Below are 17,222 nucleotides of genomic sequence, written 5' to 3'. Positions count from 1 at the left end.
CCCTGCTTGCGAACTCCCTGAGACATGAGGTGCGCGTGATGTTGTCCGTTCATGCCGTACGCGTCGGCCAGCGGGTCATGGCGCTGGGTACGGGGCTCGTCCTACTGGCGCAACTGCTGTCGGTGCCGCCCGCCGCCGCGTCGAGTGCCGCGTACGAGCGGCTGCGCCCCCAGGACGACCCGTCGGTGCCGGTGGCGGCCGTGCCCCTGACCAGCGGTGACCACCGCAGGGCGACGGGGAGGCCGTTCACCGCGGCCGAGGCGGTCTGGCCGAAGGCGGCCACCGCCGACGCGGTCCCCACCGCCGGCCAGGGGCAGCGGGCGGGCGACCTGCCCGTGTGGGTGGCCGCCTCCGCGGGCGCCCAGCCGGTCCGGGTCGAGCTGATGGGCCGCGCCGAGGGCGGCAACGGCTTGCTGCTGCGCGTGTCCGGGGCGCCGGACACCGGCAAGGTCCGCCTCACGGTCGACTACTCCGGCTTCCGCCATGCCTACGGCGCCGACTGGGCGTCCAGGCTGCGCGTCCTGGCCCTGCCGCAGTGCGAGGGCTGCCGCACGCGCACGCTCGCCACCGACAACGATCCCGCGGCGGGCACCGTGTCCGCCGCGCTCGACGAGCCGCTGGGCCAGGCGGGCACCCTGCTCGCGCTGGCCGCCGAGCCGTCCGGACCGGCGGGCGACTACGCGGCGACCTCGCTGCAGCCGTCCTGGGCGTGGTCGGCGGGCGGCAACTCCGGCTCGTTCTCCTGGTCCTATCCGATGCGCACCCCGCCGTCCCTGGGCGGCCCGGCGCCGCGGATCGAGCTGGGCTACTCGTCGGCCTCCGTGGACGGCCGCATGCCCGCCTCCAACAACCAGCCGTCGTGGGCGGGCGAGGGCTTCGACTGGGCGCCGGGGTTCGTCGAGCGGCGCTACCAGCCGTGCGCCGCCGACATGGGGACGGGCGCGAACAACACGGCCAGGACCGGCGACCTGTGCTGGGCGCGCGACAACGCCGTCCTGTCGCTGAACGGCTCCTCGACGGAGCTGCTCAAGGCCGCAGACGGCACCTGGCACGCCCGCTCGGAGGACGGCTCGCGCGTCGAACACCGTACGGGCGCGGCCAACGGCGACGGCGGCGGCGACGAAGACCGCGGAGAGCACTGGGTGGTCACCACGCCGGACGGGACCCAGTACTGGTTCGGCCGCAACCGGCTGCCCGGCTGGAGCAGCGGCAAGGCGGAGACGGCGGCGGCCTGGACGGTCCCGGTGCACGGCAACCACGCCGGCGAGCCGTGCCACGCCGCCGGATTCGCCGCGTCCTCGTGCGCGCAGGCGTGGCGCTGGAACCTCGACCACGTGGTGGACCCCTTCGGCAACACCATGTCGTACTGGTACGCCAAGGAGACCAACGCCTACGCCGCCAACGCCACGCCCACCGCGCTGAGCGCGTACGTGCGCGGCGGCCACCTGACCAGGATCGACTACGGCACCCGCTCCGACACCGCGTACGGCACCGCGCCCATGCAGGTGGCCGTGACCACGGCGGACCGGTGCCTGTCGGGCTGCTCGGCCCGCGACGCCGCGCACTGGCCGGACACGCCCTGGGACCAGGAGTGCAAGGCGAGCCCGTGCTACGTCGGCTCGCCCACGTTCTGGACCGCCAAGCGGCTGGCCAAGGTCACGACCAGGGTGCGGACCGGCACCGCCTACCGGGACGTGGAGTCCTGGACGCTCACCCACTCCTTCCCCGACCCGGGCGACGGCACCAGGGCCGGGCTCTGGCTGGACCGGATCGGTCACAGCGGCGGCGGCGCCAGCGTGCCCGACGTCGGCTTCGTCGGCACGCAGCTCCCCAACCGGGTGGACGCCACCGAGGGCCACCCCGCGATGAACTGGTGGCGCGTCGCCCACATCGACACCGAGACCGGCGGCAGCGTCGACGTCACCTACTCGCCGCAGAACTGCGTGCGCGGCTCGCGCATGCCGTCGGCGCCGGAGTCGAACGGGCTGCGCTGCTACCCGGCGCGCTGGACGCCGCAGGGCGCCACCGCCCCGATCCTCGACTACTTCCACAAGTACGTGGTGACCACGGTCACCGAGACGGACCTGGCGCTGCCCTCGAACGGGCGCTCGCCGCGCTCGATCACCTCCTACGAGTACGTGGGCGCCCCGGCCTGGCACTACACCGACGACGACGGGCTGATCGAGGACAGGTACAAGACCTGGTCGGTGTGGCGCGGCTACTCCAGGGTGCGGGTGACGAAGGGCGACCCGGGCGAGCAGACCCGCACCGAGACCCTGTACTTCCGGGGCATGCACGGCGACAGGCTGCCGTCCGGCACCCGTACGGTGTCGGTGCAGGCCTCCGAGGGGGCGGCCGTCGCCGACCTGGACGCCTACGCGGGCATGCCGCGCGAGGAGCTCACCCACAACGGGCCGGGCGGCGCGGTGACGGAGGCGGTGATCAAGGACCCCTGGCAGTCGGCGCCCACGGCCACGCGGACCATCGACGGCTCAACGGTGCACGCCCGCTTCACCGGCGTCCAGGCCGAGAACGCCCGCGCGGCGCTCGACGGCGGCCGGGGATGGCGGCGCACCGGCACCAGGACCTCGTTCGACGCGCTGGGCATGGCGGTCAAGGAGGAGGACCTGGGCGACCTGGCCTCCGACGGGGACGAGCGGTGCACGCTGACGACGTACGCGCCGCGCAACACCACGGCCTGGCTGGTGTCCTACGTGCAGCGCGGCCAGGAGTTCGCCGCCGGCTGCGCCGCCGTGGCCGCAGGCGGCATGGGCGAGGACGACGTCATCTCCGACGGGTACACCCGCTACGACCAGCAGGACCGCCTGACCGCGCCGGTGAAGGGCGCGGTCAGCGCGACCGAGGAGCTCAAGGCCCACAGCGGTGGGACACCCCAGTACGTCACCACCTCCACGGCCACCCACGACACGCACGGACGGCCGCTGACCGGCACGGACGTCCGAGGCAACACGACCACCACCGCCTACACCCCGGCCACCGGCGGTCCGGTCACCGCCACGACGGAGACGAACGGGCTCGGCTGGGTCACCGCCACGACCCTGGACCCGGCGTGGGGGACGCGCACCTCGGCCGTCGACCCCAACGGGCGCCGCACCGACCTGACCTACGACGGCCTCGGCAGGCTCACCGCGGTGTGGCGGCCCGGCCGCGACAAGGCCGGCGGCGACCCGGCCTCCACCACCTACGCCTACCAGGTCCGCGACAACGGTCCCGGCGTGGTGACCACCTCCACGGTCAACGCCTCGGGCGCCTACACGACCTCGTACGAGCTGTTCGACGGGCTGCTGCGCCACCGGCAGACCCAGCGTCCCGAGGCCGGCTCGGGCGGAGGCAAGATCCTCACCGACACCCTGTACGACACCGCGGGCAGGGTGGTGCGGGTCAACGACGACTACGTCACGGACGGAGCCCCGGCGACGAACCTGTTCCTGCCGCTGCCCGACGCGCAGATCCCGTCCTGGACCCGTACCGTCTACGACGGGGCGAGCCGCGTGACGGCCGAGATCACCTACGCCAAGTCGGCCGAGAAGTGGCGGACCACGACCGCGTACGCCGGTGACCGGGTGGACACCACGCCGCCGGCGGGCGGCACCGCCACCTCCACGGTCACCGACGCGCAGGGCCACACGGTGGCGCTGCGCCAGTACCGGGCCGCGACGCCGACCGGCGCGTTCGACACCACGACCTACACCTACGACCGCAAGGGCCGGCTCACGGCCGTCATCGACCCCGCGGGCAACCGCTGGGAGCGCGGCTACGACCTGCGCGGCCGTCAGACCATGACCGACGACCCGGACAAGGGCCGGACCACCACCGTCCACGACGACGCGGGTGACGTGATCTCGCAGACCGACGCCCGCGGCGAGGTCGTCGCCTACACCTACGACCTCCTGGGCCGCAGGACCACCGTCCGCGACGACGGACCGGCCGGGGCCAAGCGGGCCGAGTGGACGTACGACTCGCTGGCCAAGGGGCAGCCGGACGCCGCGATCCGCCACGAGGCGGGCGCCGCCTACACCGACGAGGTCACCGGGTACGACGACGAGTACCGCCCCACCGGGCGGGCCATCACCGTCCCCGGCGCGGAGGGCGGGCTGGCGGGCACCTACACGTACAGGTACACCTACCGGCCCGACGGATCCCCGGCGAGCACCACGCTGCCCGCCGCCGGCGGGCTTCCCGCGGAGCGGCTCACCATCGGCTACAACGCGCTCGGCCTGCCCGTCACCCTGCGTACGAACCTGTCCGGCGACGGCGAGGACGTCTCCCTCGTGGACGGCACGCAGTACACCCGTTACGGCGAGCCCGCCGTGGTCGGCCGCCGCCACGACTCGGGCAAGATCCTGGACACCGGCCGCTACTACGAGGAGGGGACGCGCCGCCTGGCGAGCATCCGCACCACCCGCGAGACCGCGCCGTCGCTGGTGTCCGACTGGCGCTACTCCTACGACCCGATGGGCAACGTCACCAGGCTGGCCGACGCCGCCGCCGGCGACACCCAGTGCTTCGCCTACGACCACCTGCGCCAGCTCACCGAGGCGTGGACGCCCGCGGCGGGCGACTGCGCGGCGGGCCGTTCCGTCTCCGCGCTCGGCGGGCCCGCGCCGTACTGGCAGAGCTTCACCCACGACCCCAGGACCGGTAACCGGCTCACCGCCGTCTCCCACGCCGCCGCCGGGGACACCACACAGACCTACGCCTACCCGCCGAGCGGCGCGGACTCCGACCGGCCGCACACCCTGCGGTCGCTGACCACCCGCCCGCCGACCGGCACCGCCACCACCGGCACGTACGGCTACGACGCGACCGGCAACACGACCACCCAGCCGGCCGCGGCCGGCACGCGCACGCTGACCTGGGACGCCGAGAGCCACCTTGCCACCAGCAAGGACGCCACCGGCACCACCGAGTACGTCTACGACGCGGGCGGGCAGCGGCTGCTGCGCCGCGACCCCGGCGGCAGGACGCTCTACCTGCCCGGACAGGACCTGCGCCTGACCGGCGGCGACGTCAAGGCCGCCACCCGCTACTACGCGCACGCCGGGGAGATCGTCGGCTCGCGCGCCCCCGCGAGCGGCCTGACCTGGCTCGCCGGCGACCGGCAGGCCACCGCGCAGGCGGCGGTCACCGCCACCACCCAGGCGATCACCGTCCGCCGCCAGACCCCCTTCGGCGCGCTGCGCGGCGCGCCCGTCACCTGGCCCAACGAGCGGGGCTTCCTCGGCGGCACGGTGGACGGCACCGGGACCACGCATCTGGGGGCGCGCGAGTACGACCCGGCGACGGGCCGGTTCCTGTCCGACGACCCCGTCACCGACGAGGGCGACCCGCTGCAGATCAACGGGTACGCGTACGCGCACAACGCCCCCGTCACCCGCAGCGACCCGACCGGCCTGTTCGACCCCGACGAGCGCGACTACTGCCGGCGCAACCCGGGCGACTGCAACGGCGGCACGCTCAAGCCGAACCCGCCGAGCCAGGTCAAGAAGCCCACGTGCGGCTCCGCGAACGCCTGCGAGCGCCGCATCCACCGGGAGCGGCCCAGGTCGACCTGCGGTTCGGCCAGCGCCTGCGACCACCGGATCAGCCGGCGCGGGCCGGCGTGCGGCTCGGCGAACGCCTGTGAGCGCAGGCGGGAGGAGGCGGCCGAGGTCGTGGTGATCGACCTGGACCGGCAACCCGCGGACAAGCCCGGCAAGAAAGAGGAGGGCGACTGCCCGTGGTGGGCCGGCATGGGCTGCGTGATCATGCAGAAGGTCGGCAGGGGCACGGTCGCCGGGTGCGTGAACTGGGGAGTCGCCCTCGTCGGCAACGCCAGCGTCGAGCACTGCGTCGGCATGGACAAGAAGGGCATCTTCTGGGAGGCCACCGACGCGACCCCCAGGGGCAGCTTCGGCGCCGGCGTCGGTCTCGGGGGAGGGATCCAGGTGTCGAACGCCAGGACCGCCGAACAGGATCTGGCGGGTCCCTTCGACTTCGTCTCCACCGGGGAGGGCGCGGTCGCGTGGGGCAACGGCACGTACGTCGGCTCCTACGGCGGCGGCCCGGGCTTCCTCGTCAACGCCGGCAGGTCGAACACCGAGGTGGTACGCATCTACAACTGGTGAACGGACGCGCGGCGGGCGACCCGGGCAGCCACTCGGCTACGGTGAGCGGTCCGGGTCGCCGATGAGTTTCCGGCGCCACCGGAGTCGGTACCGGCGTCACATCGGCTACGCGTGGAGGACGACATGGAGGACGACATGGCCCTGGATCTGTTCGCCGGCATCCCCGTCGCCGACTACGCCGCGGCGTTGCCATGGTACGAGCGGCTCTTCGGCAGGCCGCCCTCGTTCCTGCCGAACGACGTCGAGGCGGTCTGGGAGGTGGCCGAGCACCGGTACGTCTACATCGTGCAGGAGCCGGAACGGGCGGGAAACGCCCTGGTGATGTCCTTCGTCGGCGACCTGGACGACCGGGTCGCCGAGATCGCCCGGCGGGGCATCGAGCCCGCCAGGCGCGAGACGTACGAAGGCGGGGTGACCAAGGTGACCTACCGGGACGCGGAAGGCAACGAGATCAGCTTCGGCGGCGGCCCGGGGTGAGGCCGGAACGGGCCGGCCGCCATCCGGCTACTGTTGTCGCGCATGACGCACACCGAGATCGAGATCACCGCGGAGCTGGTGCGGGACCTGCTGCGTGACCAGCACCCCGACCTGGCCGACCAGCCGGTGCGACTCGGCGCACGGGGCTGGGACAACCAACTGTGGCGGCTCGGCGACGACCTCGCCGTCCGCCTGCCCTGGGCGACGGAGTCCGCGGACGAGCTGCTGCGCAAGGAGCACACCTGGCTGCCCGCGCTGGCCCCGCGCCTCCCGCTGCCGGTCCCCGTCCCGCAGCGCCTCGGCCGGCCCTCCCCACGGTTCCCGCGACCTTGGCTCGTCACCACCTGGGTGCCGGGCACGCCCGCCGACCGGGCCCCCGTCACCCGCCCCGCGCAGGCGGCCGGCGCCCTGGCCGCCTTCCTGACCGCCCTGCACCGGCCCGCCCCCGAGCAGGCGCCCACCGGCCGGGGCCGCGGAGGGCCGCTGGCCGGCTACTCCGAAGGTTTCGCCAGGCAGCTCGCCGAGGCCACCGAGATGGGGCTGATCCCCGACCCGGACGCCGTCCGCGCGGTATGGGACGACGCCACCGCCGCGCCCGGCTGGGCCGGCCCGCCCCTCTGGCTCCACGGCGACCTGCACCCGGCCAACGTCCTCACCACGGACGGCACCATCTGCGGCGTCATCGACTTCGGCGACCTGTTCGCCGGCGACCCCGCCTACGACCTCGCCGCCGCGTGGACCCTGCTGCCCGGCGACGCCACCGACCACTTCCATGCCGCCTACCGGCCCGCCCCCGACACCGCCACCCTGCGGCGCGCCCGCGGCTGGGCGGCGGGACGCGCCCTCAGCGCCATCCTCATCGGCGAAGCCGGCCTCCGTGGCCGCCCGGGCGGCAAACCCACCTGGGGCCCACCCGGCCACGCCGCGCTACGACGCCTCACCGCCGGCCGACCGCTTCCGCACTCCTCAGAAGAACCGTCGCGCCCGGTCATCTGAGCGTGCGGGTGACCAGTTCGTCGAACTCGCGGTCGGGCAGGGTCCGGTTGAGTTCCAGGAGCTTGTCCGCCATCCAGCCCACCGCGTACCGGGTCTGCGGCCGATCGGACTCGATCGCCTGCCGGATGGCCTGTGCGACGACGTCGGTGTCGGAGCCGTCGCTGAGGCCGGTCTCGCTTTGCCGGGCCATGGCCTCCGCCATGGCCTCGTAGGCCCCGGCGCCGGAGTACTCCCGCAACTGGGCGGCGGTGTGGTCCTCGAACTCGGTCCTGATGATGCCGGGCTGGACGATCACGACGTCGATCCCGAACGGACCGACCTCCATGCGCAGCGTGTCCGAGAATGCCTCGAGCGCGTGCTTGGCGGCGTAGTACCAGGCGCCGAGCGGGAGCGCGATCTCGCCGCCGATCGAGGAGACGTTGACGATCGTGCCGGACCGCCGCGCGCGCATGTGCGGCAGGACGAGCTGGACGAGCCGGGCCGGCGCGAAGAGGTTGACCTCGAACTGGTCGCGCGCCTGGTCCAGCGGCACGTCCTCGACGGCGCCGTGCAGGACCGTACCGGCGTTGTTGATCAGGACGTCGATCCGCCCCTGCTGGGTGAGGACGGTGTCGACCACCCGGTCGAGGTCCTCATGAGAGCGCGCGTCCATCGAGAGCGCGTGGCCACCGGCGGCGCGGACGGCCTCCATCCTGTGCACGCGCCGCGCGGCGCCGTAGACCACGTGGCCCGCGCGCAGCAGGTCGAGCGCGGTCGTCATCCCGATCCCGGACGAGGCTCCGGTGACCAGACATACCTTCATCGTTGACACCCTTCTGGTGTGATGTGCTCGGTGCCGATGCGACCGGGACGCGGCCCGGCGATGCGGTGCGGCGACATGGGCCGGGTGGAGGTCGTGCCCGTGGTCGCCACTACCAGGTGACCGGCAGGGCGGCCACACCGTAGACGGTGGCCCGCTGCCGCAGTGGCACCTCCTCGGCGGGTACGGCCAGCCGCAGCGCGGGAAAGCGGCGCAGCAGCGCCGGGAAGGCCAGCCGCATCTCCAGCCGGGCCAGTTGCTGGCCCAGGCACTGGTGGATGCCGTGGCCGAAGCCCAGTTGCTGCCCGGCCTGGCGGGTGACGTCGAAGCGGTCGGGGTCCGGGAAGCGGGTCGCGTCCCGGTTGACGACCGGGAGGCAGATCGTCACGGTCTGCCCGGCTTTGATCGTCTGCCCGGCGAGCGGCACGTCGGCCCTGGCGACCCGGATCGGGCCGATGTGGATGATGCTGAGGTAGCGCATCAGCTCCTCGACCGCGCTCTCCGCCGCGCCGGGATCGGTGCGTACGAGGTCGGCCTGCTCGGGGCGGCACAGCAGCAGGAGCGTGCCCAGGCCGAGCATGTTCGCGGTCGTCTCGTGCCCGGCGGTCAGCAGCAGCGTGGCGACCCCGGTGAGCTCCTCGTGGTCGAGTTCGCCACCGGCGACCAGCCCGCTGAGCAGGTCGTCGCCGGGTTCGGACCGCTTGCTCCCGACCAGCTCGGAGAGGTAGGCCATCAGCTCGGCGGCCGCGGCGCCCCGCTGTTCGATGGAGTTGTCGAAGTCCATCGCCCGCGCGGTGGTGTCCTGGAAGCGCGCGCGCTCGCCGTACGGCACGCCGAGCAGCTCGCAGATCACCAGCGAGGGGATCGGCAGCGCGAACGCGCGGACGAGGTCCGTGGGAGCGCCCGCGCGGGCCATCTCGTCGAGCCGGTCGTCGATGACCTCCTGGATCCTGGGCTCCAGCCTGCGCATCTTCCGCATGCTGAAGTGCCCGGTCAGCAGCCTGCGGTAGCGCGAGTGCTCGGGGTCGTCCATCGCGATGAAGAAGCCCGGCGGGATCACCAGATCCGCCAGCCCCTCGGGGGGCGTCAGCTCCTTGATCGGCGGCGCGGCCCCCTGCGAGGTGTTGCTGAAGCGCGGGTCGTCGAGCACCGCGCGTGCCTCGGCGTAGCCGGTGACCAGCCAGCCGGGCCGCCCGTCGGCGTAGGTCATCGGGTGCAGCGGTCCGTGGAGCTCTTTCAGTACGGCAGGCGGCTCGAACGGGTCCTCCCGCTCGAGCGGCAGCGCATCGATGGTGTCCATGCCTCCCAGAAAAGCGCACAGGATGCGAAATTGCAACCTGTGCATAAACACAGGGCATGCGGTACGGTGGCGTCGTGGAAGGGCATCGCGAACGCAAGAAGGTCCGCACCCGTCGTGCGCTGCTGGAGGCCGCGGTGCGGCTGTTCAGCGAGCAGGGCTTCGAGCAGACCACCATCGCCGAGATCGCCGCGGCGGCCGACGTGGCGCCCCGGACGTTCTTCGCGTATTTCGCCAGCAAGGAGGATGTGATCTTCCTCCAGGTCCAGGATCGCTGGCGGGTCATGATCGACGTGATCGCCGGGCGGAAACCGGGAGAGCCCCTGGGGGAGTTGCTGAGCCGGATGTTCGAGGCCCTGGTGGGCAGCCTGGCCGAGGACGACGAGCTGGACTTCTCGCTGTCGCCGCTGCGGGCTCGGCTGATGTTCACCGAGCCCGCGCTGCGGGCGCGCGGGATGACGCTCATGCTCGAGGGGCAGCCTCTGCTGGCCGAGGCCCTGTGCGAGGTCTACCCCGAGCTGGATCCTGTGTCGGCCGGCGCCGCGGTCGGCGGCTTCCTGGGCGCGCTGACCGTGGCGGGGCTGGTCGTCCAGCAGCGGGGCGGCTCCAACGAGGACGTCCTGGCCGCCGGCCGGCGCGGGATCGAGGTCGCGGTCAACGGGCTGTCGAGCCTCGACGGTTCCTGACCGCCGGGCCCTGCCGCGTGTGGAGACGGATGATGCCCGGCGTGCCGAGCAGGGGGTTCGCGAGGTCCGGAGGCTCGGTGGCGAAGACGTCGACGGCGCACGTGCGCAGGGTGACCACCTCCGTCCTCGGCGCGATGGCGTCGACCCCGGTGCCTGACGCCTGACACACCTGACCATCGCGATGCGCCCCCCACGGCCGCCGGTATCGCTGGAATGTCGCCGATGCGATCGATAGCATGTCCCCGCGGATCTTGACGATCCCGGCATTCGCACGCTTGGTATCGACCCAGTAGGGGAGCGCGGCCATGGCGGGAGCGACCTTCGGCATCCTGGGCCCCGTCCGTGCGCACCGGGCAGATGGACGAGAGGTCGCGCTCGAAGGCAAACAGAACGCGGTTCTGACAGTGCTCCTGCTCAACGTCAACGTGCCGGTCTCCAGGGAGCGGCTGATCGACGCACTGTGGGAGACACCCCCTGCCTCCGCCGTCGCCAATCTGCAGACCCACGTCGCCCGCATACGCAAGACGTTCACCTCCGACATCCGGCTGTTCACGAAGGGCCCGGGCTACCTGCTGGAGGCGGCTCCGGAAGAGGTCGATCTGCTGATCTTCGACCGGGAGACGCGACGCGCGCGGGCCGAGGCGAAACAGGGCGACCTCGTCGCCGCCGTACGCCGGTTCGAACGGGCCCTGGAGCTGCGGCGCGGGCGGCCCGCCGAAGGCATCCAGCTCTACGCCTGGGCGCTCGCCCGGGTGGCGGAGCTGGAGGAACGGCTGGCCGAGACGCGTCTGGACCGCGCCGAGGCCATGCTGGGCATCGGCTCGTACGCGGAGGTGATCGGCGACCTACGGCCGTTCCTCACGGAACAACCCCTGTCCGAACGCGGGTGGCGGTTGCTCATGCTCGCTTATGCGCGAGCCGGCCAGCGGCACCGGGCTCTGGAGGCCTACCAGCAGGCGCGCGCCCGGCTCGTCGACGAGCTGGGCATCGAGCCCGGCGAGGAGCTGCGGCACCTGCAGGCCGTCATCCTGGCCGATGCCCTGCCGGCGGCCGATGCCGAGCGCCGGAGGACGATCTGCCAGCTCCCGCCCGACCACGCCGACTTCGTCGGGCGGCGCGAGGAACTGGCCACGGTGACGCGGAACCTGCTCTCGGCCCACCGCCACGTCCCACCCACCGGCGCGGCCGTGCCCATCAGCGCCGTCTCCGGCCAAGGTGGTGTGGGCAAGACCACGTTGGCCGTGCACATCGCCCATCGGCTCCGGCACGAGTTCCCTGACGGCCAGTTGTACATCGACCTGCGCGGGGGCGAGAAGCATCCGCTCGACGCCACCGAGGCGCTGGGCCGCTTCCTGCGCGCCCTGGGCCTGGACAGTTCCGCGATGCCGGCCGAGCTGGACCAACGCGTCGAGCTCTACCGCGAGAGGATCGCCGATCGGCGCTATCTCGTGGTGCTCGACAACGCGGCGGACGAGGTGCGGCTCCGCCCGCTGATTCCGGGGACGCCAGGATGTGCCGTACTGATCACCAGCAGGCACCGTCTGGCGACGCTGCCCGCGACCCAGCGCATCGATCTCGACGTTCTCCCCGTCGAAGACGCGGTCGAAATGCTGGGGAACATCATCGGCGACGACAAGACCGCCGAAGCGCCCGAAGACGCGCACCGGCTGGTCCAGCTCTGCGGAAGACTGCCGCTGGCCGTGCGCATCGCCGCCGCCAAACTCGCCGCACGCCCGCACTGGAGCCTGGGCCACCTGGTCTCGCGCCTCCGCGACACCCGCGGCCGGCTCGGCCAGCTCTCCCACGGCTCCCATGAGGTCCGGGCCAGCATCGGCATCGGGTATCAGGGCCTGGCGCCCCTGGCCCAGCGGATGTTCTGCCGGCTGGGCCTGCTGGAAGCCCCCGATTTCGCGGCCTGGGTCGGCGCCGCCCTGCTCGACACGTCCGAACAGGTGGCCGAGCAGCTTATCGAGCAACTGGCCGACGTCCGCCTCCTCGAGGTGGCAGGTCACGGCCCGGATGGCGAGGTGCGCTTCCGCTTCCACGACCTGACCGGGGCCTACGCGCGAGAGCGCGCCGAGACCGAGGAGGAGGACGGTGAACGGGCCGCCGCCCTGCAACGCGCGTTCAGCGGATGGCTGGTCATGACCCAGCGCGCGCATGCCCACCTGTGCGGAGGTGACTACCGCATCATCAGCGGTAACGGCATCCGCTGGCGTCCTGACGCCCGGACCGCCGAACGCGTCGTACGCGACCCGCTCGCCTGGATCGAAGCCGAGCGGGCGGGCATCGTCGCCGGCGTTCGTCAATGCGCCTCGCTGCGCCTCGACGAACTGTGCTGGGACTGGGCCATGAGCGCGATGAACCTCTTCGAGACACGAAGCTGCCACGACGAATGGCGCGCCACACACGAGACCGCCCTGCACAGCGCCCGCATGTCGGGCGACATCCGCGGGCAGGCGGCCATGCTCAACGGTCTCGCGCGACTGCACTTCGCCCAGGACGACCTGACCGGCTGCGGACGCGCCCTGGAGGAGGCCCTGGACCTGTTCGACAAGGCCGAAGACCGGCACGGACACGCCCTGGCCCTCGTCAACATGGCCGAGCTCCACCGCCTCCAAGGGCGCAATGCCGACGCGCTGACCTGCTACGAGCAGGCCATGGACGGCCTGGCGCAGGCCGGCGACCGGAGCACGGAGATCACCGTCATGCGGGGCATCGGCCGGATCCACTTCAACCAGCGCCGGTTCGAGCTCGCCGACACGTTCATCCGGCGGGCGATACAGCTCGCGGACGACACCGGCGACGTACGCTCGCGGGAGTTCACCAGAATCGTCCTCGGGGAGATCGAACTCGCCCGAGGCGACCTCGCCGCCTCGGAAGCCAGCCTCAGCCGGGCGCTGGAAGGTCTCGACGCGCTCGGTTTCCCCAGCGGGATCGCCTACGCGTCCCTGGGCCTGGCCGAGGCCAGGCTCGCCCGGCACGACCTCGCCGACGCCGAACGTCTCCTCCAGCAGGCTCTGGCGGTCTATCGCGACACCGGAGACAACGTGGGCCAGGCCCGCGTCCTGTTCACCCGAGCGGAGCTTCGGCGCCGGCAGCGGCGCCTGGACGAGGCGGCCGCGATGCTGACCGAGGTCGTCGCGATCTGCCAGGCCATCCCGGCCCCACGCCGCCACGGCCTGGCCCTGCGCGCCCTGGGCGACGTGCGCCGCGACGCCGGAGACCTTCTCGCCGCCCTGGCCGCCTGGCAACGCTCCCTCACGATCTTGGAGGCCACCTCCTCACCGGAAGCCATCGAGGTCGCCGCCTTGCTCGAACTGCACCGCACCGAACCGCACTGACTTCCCGCCTCCACCGTCCTCGATCTTCACCGGTCAGCGGGAGGTGAGGAGGGTTTCGGACTCGACGCGGGTGAGCTTTTCGGGGTTGCGGACGTAGTAGAGGCCGGTGACGCGGGCGTTCTCCACGCGGAAGCCCAGCACGCCGTCGATCACGCCGTCCAGGCGCAGGATGAGTCCGGGGTTGCCGTTGACCGTCGTGTGCTCACTGCTGAAGGTGCCGCCGGCCTTGTCGAGGCTGCCGGCCATGTAACGGAGCACCTTGTCGGCGCCGACGACCGGCCGCAGGGCCGCCAGCCTGAGGCCGCCGCCGTCGCTGACGAAGACCACGTCCGGGGCGAGCACGTCGAGCAGCCCCTGCAGGTCCCCGGTCACGAGCGCGGTCTGGAACGAACGCAACGCCGCCCGCGCCTCTTCCGGGGAGGCCGGTGTGCGCGGCCGGCGGGCGTCGACGTGCCGCCGGGCGCGGTAGGCGAGCTGGCGTGCGGCGGAGGGGCTCTTGCCGATCGCGGCCGCGATGTCGTCGTAGCCGAAGTCGAAGACCTCGCGCAGCACGAAGACGGCGCGTTCGGTCGGAGAGAGGGTTTCGAGGATGAACATGAGCGCCAGCGACAGGTTCTCGGCCAGTTCGACGTCCTCGGCCACGTCCGGCGCGGTGAGCAGGGGCTCGGGCAACCAGGGGCCGACGTAGGCCTCCTTGCGCCGGTTGAGGGCGCGCAGCCGGTTGAGCGCCTGCCGGGTCGTGATCCGCACCAGGTAGGCGCGCCGGTCCCGCACCTGCGCCAGGTCGACCTCGACCCACCGCAGCCAGGCCTCCTGGAGGACGTCCTCGGCGTCCGCCGCCGATCCGAGCATCTCGTAGGCGACGGTGAACAGCAGGTCGCGGTGGGCGACGAAGGCCTCGGTCGCCGGGTCGGTGACGTGGTCGTTCATGTCGTGCGTTTCACTCTCTCGCGGTCGGCCCCAGACGCCGGAGGCAGGCCGTGGAAATGTACCCGCTCCGCGGGCGGAGTCCCCACCGAGCAGGCCATGCGGGATCGGTCCGGCCGGAGGGGACTCGGCGGCTAGGCCGCGCGCCGGGTGTCGGACGGCGTCGTACGGTGTTCCGGCTGAGGCGGCTCCGGGCGGGTGGTGCCGTCGCCGTGGGACGCGCGGGAGCCGGCCTTGCGTGCCCCGGACCTCAACTGGTCGAGAGGGAACCGGCAGGCGAACTCCTTGACCTTGGCACCGAGCCGGCCGCTGATGTGAAGCGGGTTCACCTTGTCGTTCAGGTAGGAGAACTGGGTGACGCCCCCGTTGCGACCGAGGCTGATGCACTGCCCGGCGAACAGCAACCGGACGGGAGCGGGCGTTCTCCCCGCGATCCGGCGCAGGATCGTGGCGGCGGCCCCCGCGCCCAGTTGCACGGCGGCCTGGCAGCTCATCCGGAACGGCCGGTCGATCATCGCCGCCGCGTCCCCAGCGGCGACGATCCGCTCATCGCCCACACTGGTCAGCGTCGCGTCGGTGAGCAGGCGGCCGTCGGCGTCGGTACGCAGCCCGCTGCGGGCGGCCAGGTCCGGGACCCGGAAGCCCGCGGTCCAGATCGTCACCGCGCTGGGCAGCTCGCGGCCGTCGCCGAGCCGTACGGCGTCGCGTGTCACCTCCGTCACCCGCGCGCGGGGACCCTGGAGGACGGTCACGCCCAGCTCGGCGAGCCTGCGGGCGACCGGGCGGCGGCCCTGGGCATGCAGGTACGGGCCGAGCACGTCGCCGCAGACCAGGGTGACCTTGCGGCCCAGCTCGGCCAGCTCGGCGGCGGTCTCGATGCCGGTGGGGCCGGCTCCGACCACGGTCACCGGAGCCGTCGCGGAGGCCGCGGCCAGCGCCGACCGCAGTCGTTCCGCCCCTTCGAGGTCGGACACCGCATGAGCGAACTCCGCCGCCCCGGGCACGCCGGGATCGGCCGCGCCGCTGCCCACCGCGTAGACGAGGTAGTCGTAGGAGACCGCGCCGCCGCCCGCCAGCGACACCCGGCGCCCGGCGGCGTCGATCCGGGTCACGGCGTCGACCACCAGCCGGACGTTCCCGCCCAGAACCTCTCCGAAGCCCTCGACCGCGTCATCGGAGCCGGTCACGAGCTGGTGCAGGCGGATCCGTTCGACGAAGTCGGGACGTCGATTGACCAGGGTCACCGACACGCCGTCGTGCCGGGCCAGGCGATTGGCCGCCATCACGCCCCCGTACCCGCCGCCGACCACGACCACCTCGACGTTGCCGTTCATCATGTCTCCCTCGTGTTGTGGACTCGGCATGGAGACACCGGCCGCGCATCCGGCGTAACGGCCCGAGGATGAGACATAGCGCACACCGGAGGCGGCGGGGAACGCGTCATCAGGTGGGCAAGGACCACTTCTGGTTGGCGCCGCCCGTGCACTCCCACAGGTGCAGCGGCGTGCCGTCGGCGGAGTTGACGTCCTTGACGTCCAGGCACTTGTTCGCCTGCGGGTTCACGATGTCCCTGCCGCCGGTGTGGCGCCACTGCTGGGCGCCGGAGTTGTTACACGTGTACAACTGCACTCTGGTGCCGTTGCCGGTGCCTCCGCCGTCCACGTCGAGGCATTTGCCCAGCGCGCGCAGCGTGCCGTCGGTGGCGACCGTCCACTGCTGTGCGATGGAGCCGTTGCACCGGTAGAGCTGGACCTGCGTACGGTCGGCGGGGTCCGCGCCGGCCACGTCGGCGCACTTGGCGGCGAAGCCCGGGATCTCGCCCCTGGGCATGGCCTGTTCGGTGCCGCCCGGCGGGTAGAACGTGATCGTGAAGCCGGTGCACGGGGCGCACTGCCGCATCACCCTGTTACCCGGCACGGTGTCCTGTTTGGACCAGGCGTACGCCTTGGGGCAGTGCGCGGTGATGGCGTTGCTGTACGACGTGGCGGCGTCGCGGTTCGGGTTGGTGCACACCATGCGTTCACGCGTGCCGGGACGGTAGGTGAGGTTCTCGGCCGGGCAGTAGGCCAGCAGGGCGGTGCTGCATCCCACCACCTCGCATTCCCCGCCGCCGACCGGCGGTGGCGGGGCGTTGTCCGGGCTGATCGTGATCGGCAGCGAGAACGCGTTGACGTAGCTCACGTTGTACCAGGGGGCGAGCCGGTCGGCGCGGTCGAAGTTGAACTCGGCGAGGCCGGCCGGCTGCTCCCCGGTGGTGCACCGGTCGGCCTGGACACCGCAGTCCCCGACCAGGCAGCGGAAATCGCTCCCGGGGGCTCCGGAGCAGAACTGCCGGGCGAAGAACTTGCCGCGCCAGTGGTCGGTGGAGGTCATCGGGACGGCGACGGTGGCCGACTGGCCGGGGGCCAGCGTCGGCAGGCCGGTCAGGTTCTCCGAACCGTCGGCGTTGACGCCGCTGCCGATCCAGATCGTCTGGCCGGAGTGGTTGACGAACGTCACCGTGTACGACGCCGCCGCGCCGACGGCACGATCCGCCCCCGCCCCCGCCGCCCCCGCCGCCCCCGCCGC

Annotated in this window: 11 protein-coding genes; 5 read left to right on the top strand and 6 right to left on the bottom strand. The window is 72.6% G+C overall.

What is annotated here, in order from left to right; genetic code table 11:
- Positions 1 to 38: 38 nt before the first annotated feature.
- The 3 genes from AB0I15_RS35955 to AB0I15_RS35945 all read left to right on the top strand — a co-directional run bounded on the left by AB0I15_RS35955 (position 39) and on the right by AB0I15_RS35945 (position 7,601).
- The gene (locus AB0I15_RS35955; protein ID WP_358105617.1) at positions 39 to 6,128 is read left to right on the top strand and encodes an RHS repeat-associated core domain-containing protein; all 6,090 of its coding nucleotides are present in this window, start codon (positions 39 to 41) and stop codon (positions 6,126 to 6,128) included.
- A gap of 123 nt (positions 6,129 to 6,251) precedes the next feature.
- Positions 6,252 to 6,605, top strand: a complete 354-nt coding sequence (locus AB0I15_RS35950) for a VOC family protein (protein ID WP_358105614.1) — start codon at positions 6,252 to 6,254, stop codon at positions 6,603 to 6,605.
- A gap of 42 nt (positions 6,606 to 6,647) precedes the next feature.
- Positions 6,648 to 7,601: an aminoglycoside phosphotransferase family protein gene (locus AB0I15_RS35945; RefSeq protein WP_358105611.1), complete on the top strand. Its 954-nt coding sequence runs from the start codon at positions 6,648 to 6,650 to the stop codon at positions 7,599 to 7,601.
- Here AB0I15_RS35945 and AB0I15_RS35940 read toward each other — a convergent pair.
- Positions 7,594 to 8,403, bottom strand: a complete 810-nt coding sequence (locus AB0I15_RS35940; RefSeq protein ID WP_358105609.1) for an oxidoreductase — start codon at positions 8,401 to 8,403, stop codon at positions 7,594 to 7,596. The genes AB0I15_RS35945 and AB0I15_RS35940 overlap by 8 nt on opposite strands.
- 109 nt (positions 8,404 to 8,512) lie before the next feature.
- Positions 8,513 to 9,700, bottom strand: coding sequence for a cytochrome P450 (locus AB0I15_RS35935; protein ID WP_358105606.1), 1,188 nt, complete (start codon positions 9,698 to 9,700; stop codon positions 8,513 to 8,515).
- A 74-nt stretch (positions 9,701 to 9,774) separates the two neighbouring features.
- Here AB0I15_RS35935 and AB0I15_RS35930 point away from each other — a divergent pair, with 74 nt between their 5' ends.
- A complete protein-coding gene (locus tag AB0I15_RS35930; protein ID WP_358105603.1) occupies positions 9,775 to 10,383 on the top strand; it encodes a TetR/AcrR family transcriptional regulator in 609 nt (202 codons plus the stop codon).
- Here the strand turns inward: AB0I15_RS35930 and AB0I15_RS35925 are convergent.
- The gene (locus AB0I15_RS35925; protein WP_358105600.1) at positions 10,352 to 10,690 is read right to left on the bottom strand and encodes a hypothetical protein; all 339 of its coding nucleotides are present in this window, start codon (positions 10,688 to 10,690) and stop codon (positions 10,352 to 10,354) included. The genes AB0I15_RS35930 and AB0I15_RS35925 overlap by 32 nt on opposite strands.
- Here AB0I15_RS35925 and AB0I15_RS35920 point away from each other — a divergent pair.
- Positions 10,689 to 13,727 carry a BTAD domain-containing putative transcriptional regulator gene (locus tag AB0I15_RS35920; RefSeq protein ID WP_358105597.1) on the top strand — a complete coding sequence of 1,013 codons (3,039 nt, stop codon included), beginning with the start codon at positions 10,689 to 10,691 and terminating at the stop codon, positions 13,725 to 13,727. The two genes, AB0I15_RS35925 and AB0I15_RS35920, sit on opposite strands and share 2 nt — an antisense overlap.
- Before the next feature lie 33 nt (positions 13,728 to 13,760).
- On the opposite strand, the gene AB0I15_RS35915 is transcribed toward AB0I15_RS35920, so the two are convergent.
- From AB0I15_RS35915 to AB0I15_RS35905, 3 genes are all read right to left on the bottom strand, one after another.
- Positions 13,761 to 14,657, bottom strand: coding sequence for an RNA polymerase sigma-70 factor (locus AB0I15_RS35915; protein ID WP_358105594.1), 897 nt, complete (start codon positions 14,655 to 14,657; stop codon positions 13,761 to 13,763).
- A gap of 131 nt (positions 14,658 to 14,788) precedes the next feature.
- Entirely contained in the window at positions 14,789 to 15,991 is a 1,203-nt protein-coding gene (locus tag AB0I15_RS35910) for an FAD-dependent oxidoreductase (protein WP_358105591.1), read from the bottom strand.
- Positions 15,992 to 16,097: 106 nt separating this feature from the next.
- A partial coding sequence (locus tag AB0I15_RS35905; protein WP_358105587.1) for a thaumatin family protein occupies positions 16,098 to 17,222 on the bottom strand: 1,125 nt, incomplete at its 5' end.

It is taken from the genome of Nonomuraea sp. NPDC050643 (assembly GCF_040654715.1).
Classification (GTDB): domain Bacteria; phylum Actinomycetota; class Actinomycetes; order Streptosporangiales; family Streptosporangiaceae; genus Nonomuraea.
The sequence above is the reverse complement of the archived record's forward strand: the minus strand, read 5'-3'. Positions and strand labels throughout refer to the sequence as shown.

Excerpts from the sequence above, each read along its gene's own strand:
- AB0I15_RS35925 (WP_358105600.1), bottom strand. The coding sequence starts at position 10,690 with ATGGCCGCGCTCCCCTACTGGGTCGATACCAAGCGTGCGAATGCCGGG.
- AB0I15_RS35940 (WP_358105609.1), bottom strand. The coding sequence starts at position 8,403 with ATGAAGGTATGTCTGGTCACCGGAGCCTCGTCCGGGATCGGGATGACG.
- AB0I15_RS35955 (WP_358105617.1), top strand. The coding sequence starts at position 39 with ATGTTGTCCGTTCATGCCGTACGCGTCGGCCAGCGGGTCATGGCGCTG.
- AB0I15_RS35915 (WP_358105594.1), bottom strand. The coding sequence starts at position 14,657 with ATGAACGACCACGTCACCGACCCGGCGACCGAGGCCTTCGTCGCCCAC.
- AB0I15_RS35935 (WP_358105606.1), bottom strand. The coding sequence starts at position 9,700 with ATGGACACCATCGATGCGCTGCCGCTCGAGCGGGAGGACCCGTTCGAG.
- AB0I15_RS35910 (WP_358105591.1), bottom strand. The coding sequence starts at position 15,991 with ATGATGAACGGCAACGTCGAGGTGGTCGTGGTCGGCGGCGGGTACGGG.
- AB0I15_RS35945 (WP_358105611.1), top strand. The coding sequence starts at position 6,648 with ATGACGCACACCGAGATCGAGATCACCGCGGAGCTGGTGCGGGACCTG.
- AB0I15_RS35920 (WP_358105597.1), top strand. The coding sequence starts at position 10,689 with ATGGCGGGAGCGACCTTCGGCATCCTGGGCCCCGTCCGTGCGCACCGG.
- AB0I15_RS35950 (WP_358105614.1), top strand. The coding sequence starts at position 6,252 with ATGGAGGACGACATGGCCCTGGATCTGTTCGCCGGCATCCCCGTCGCC.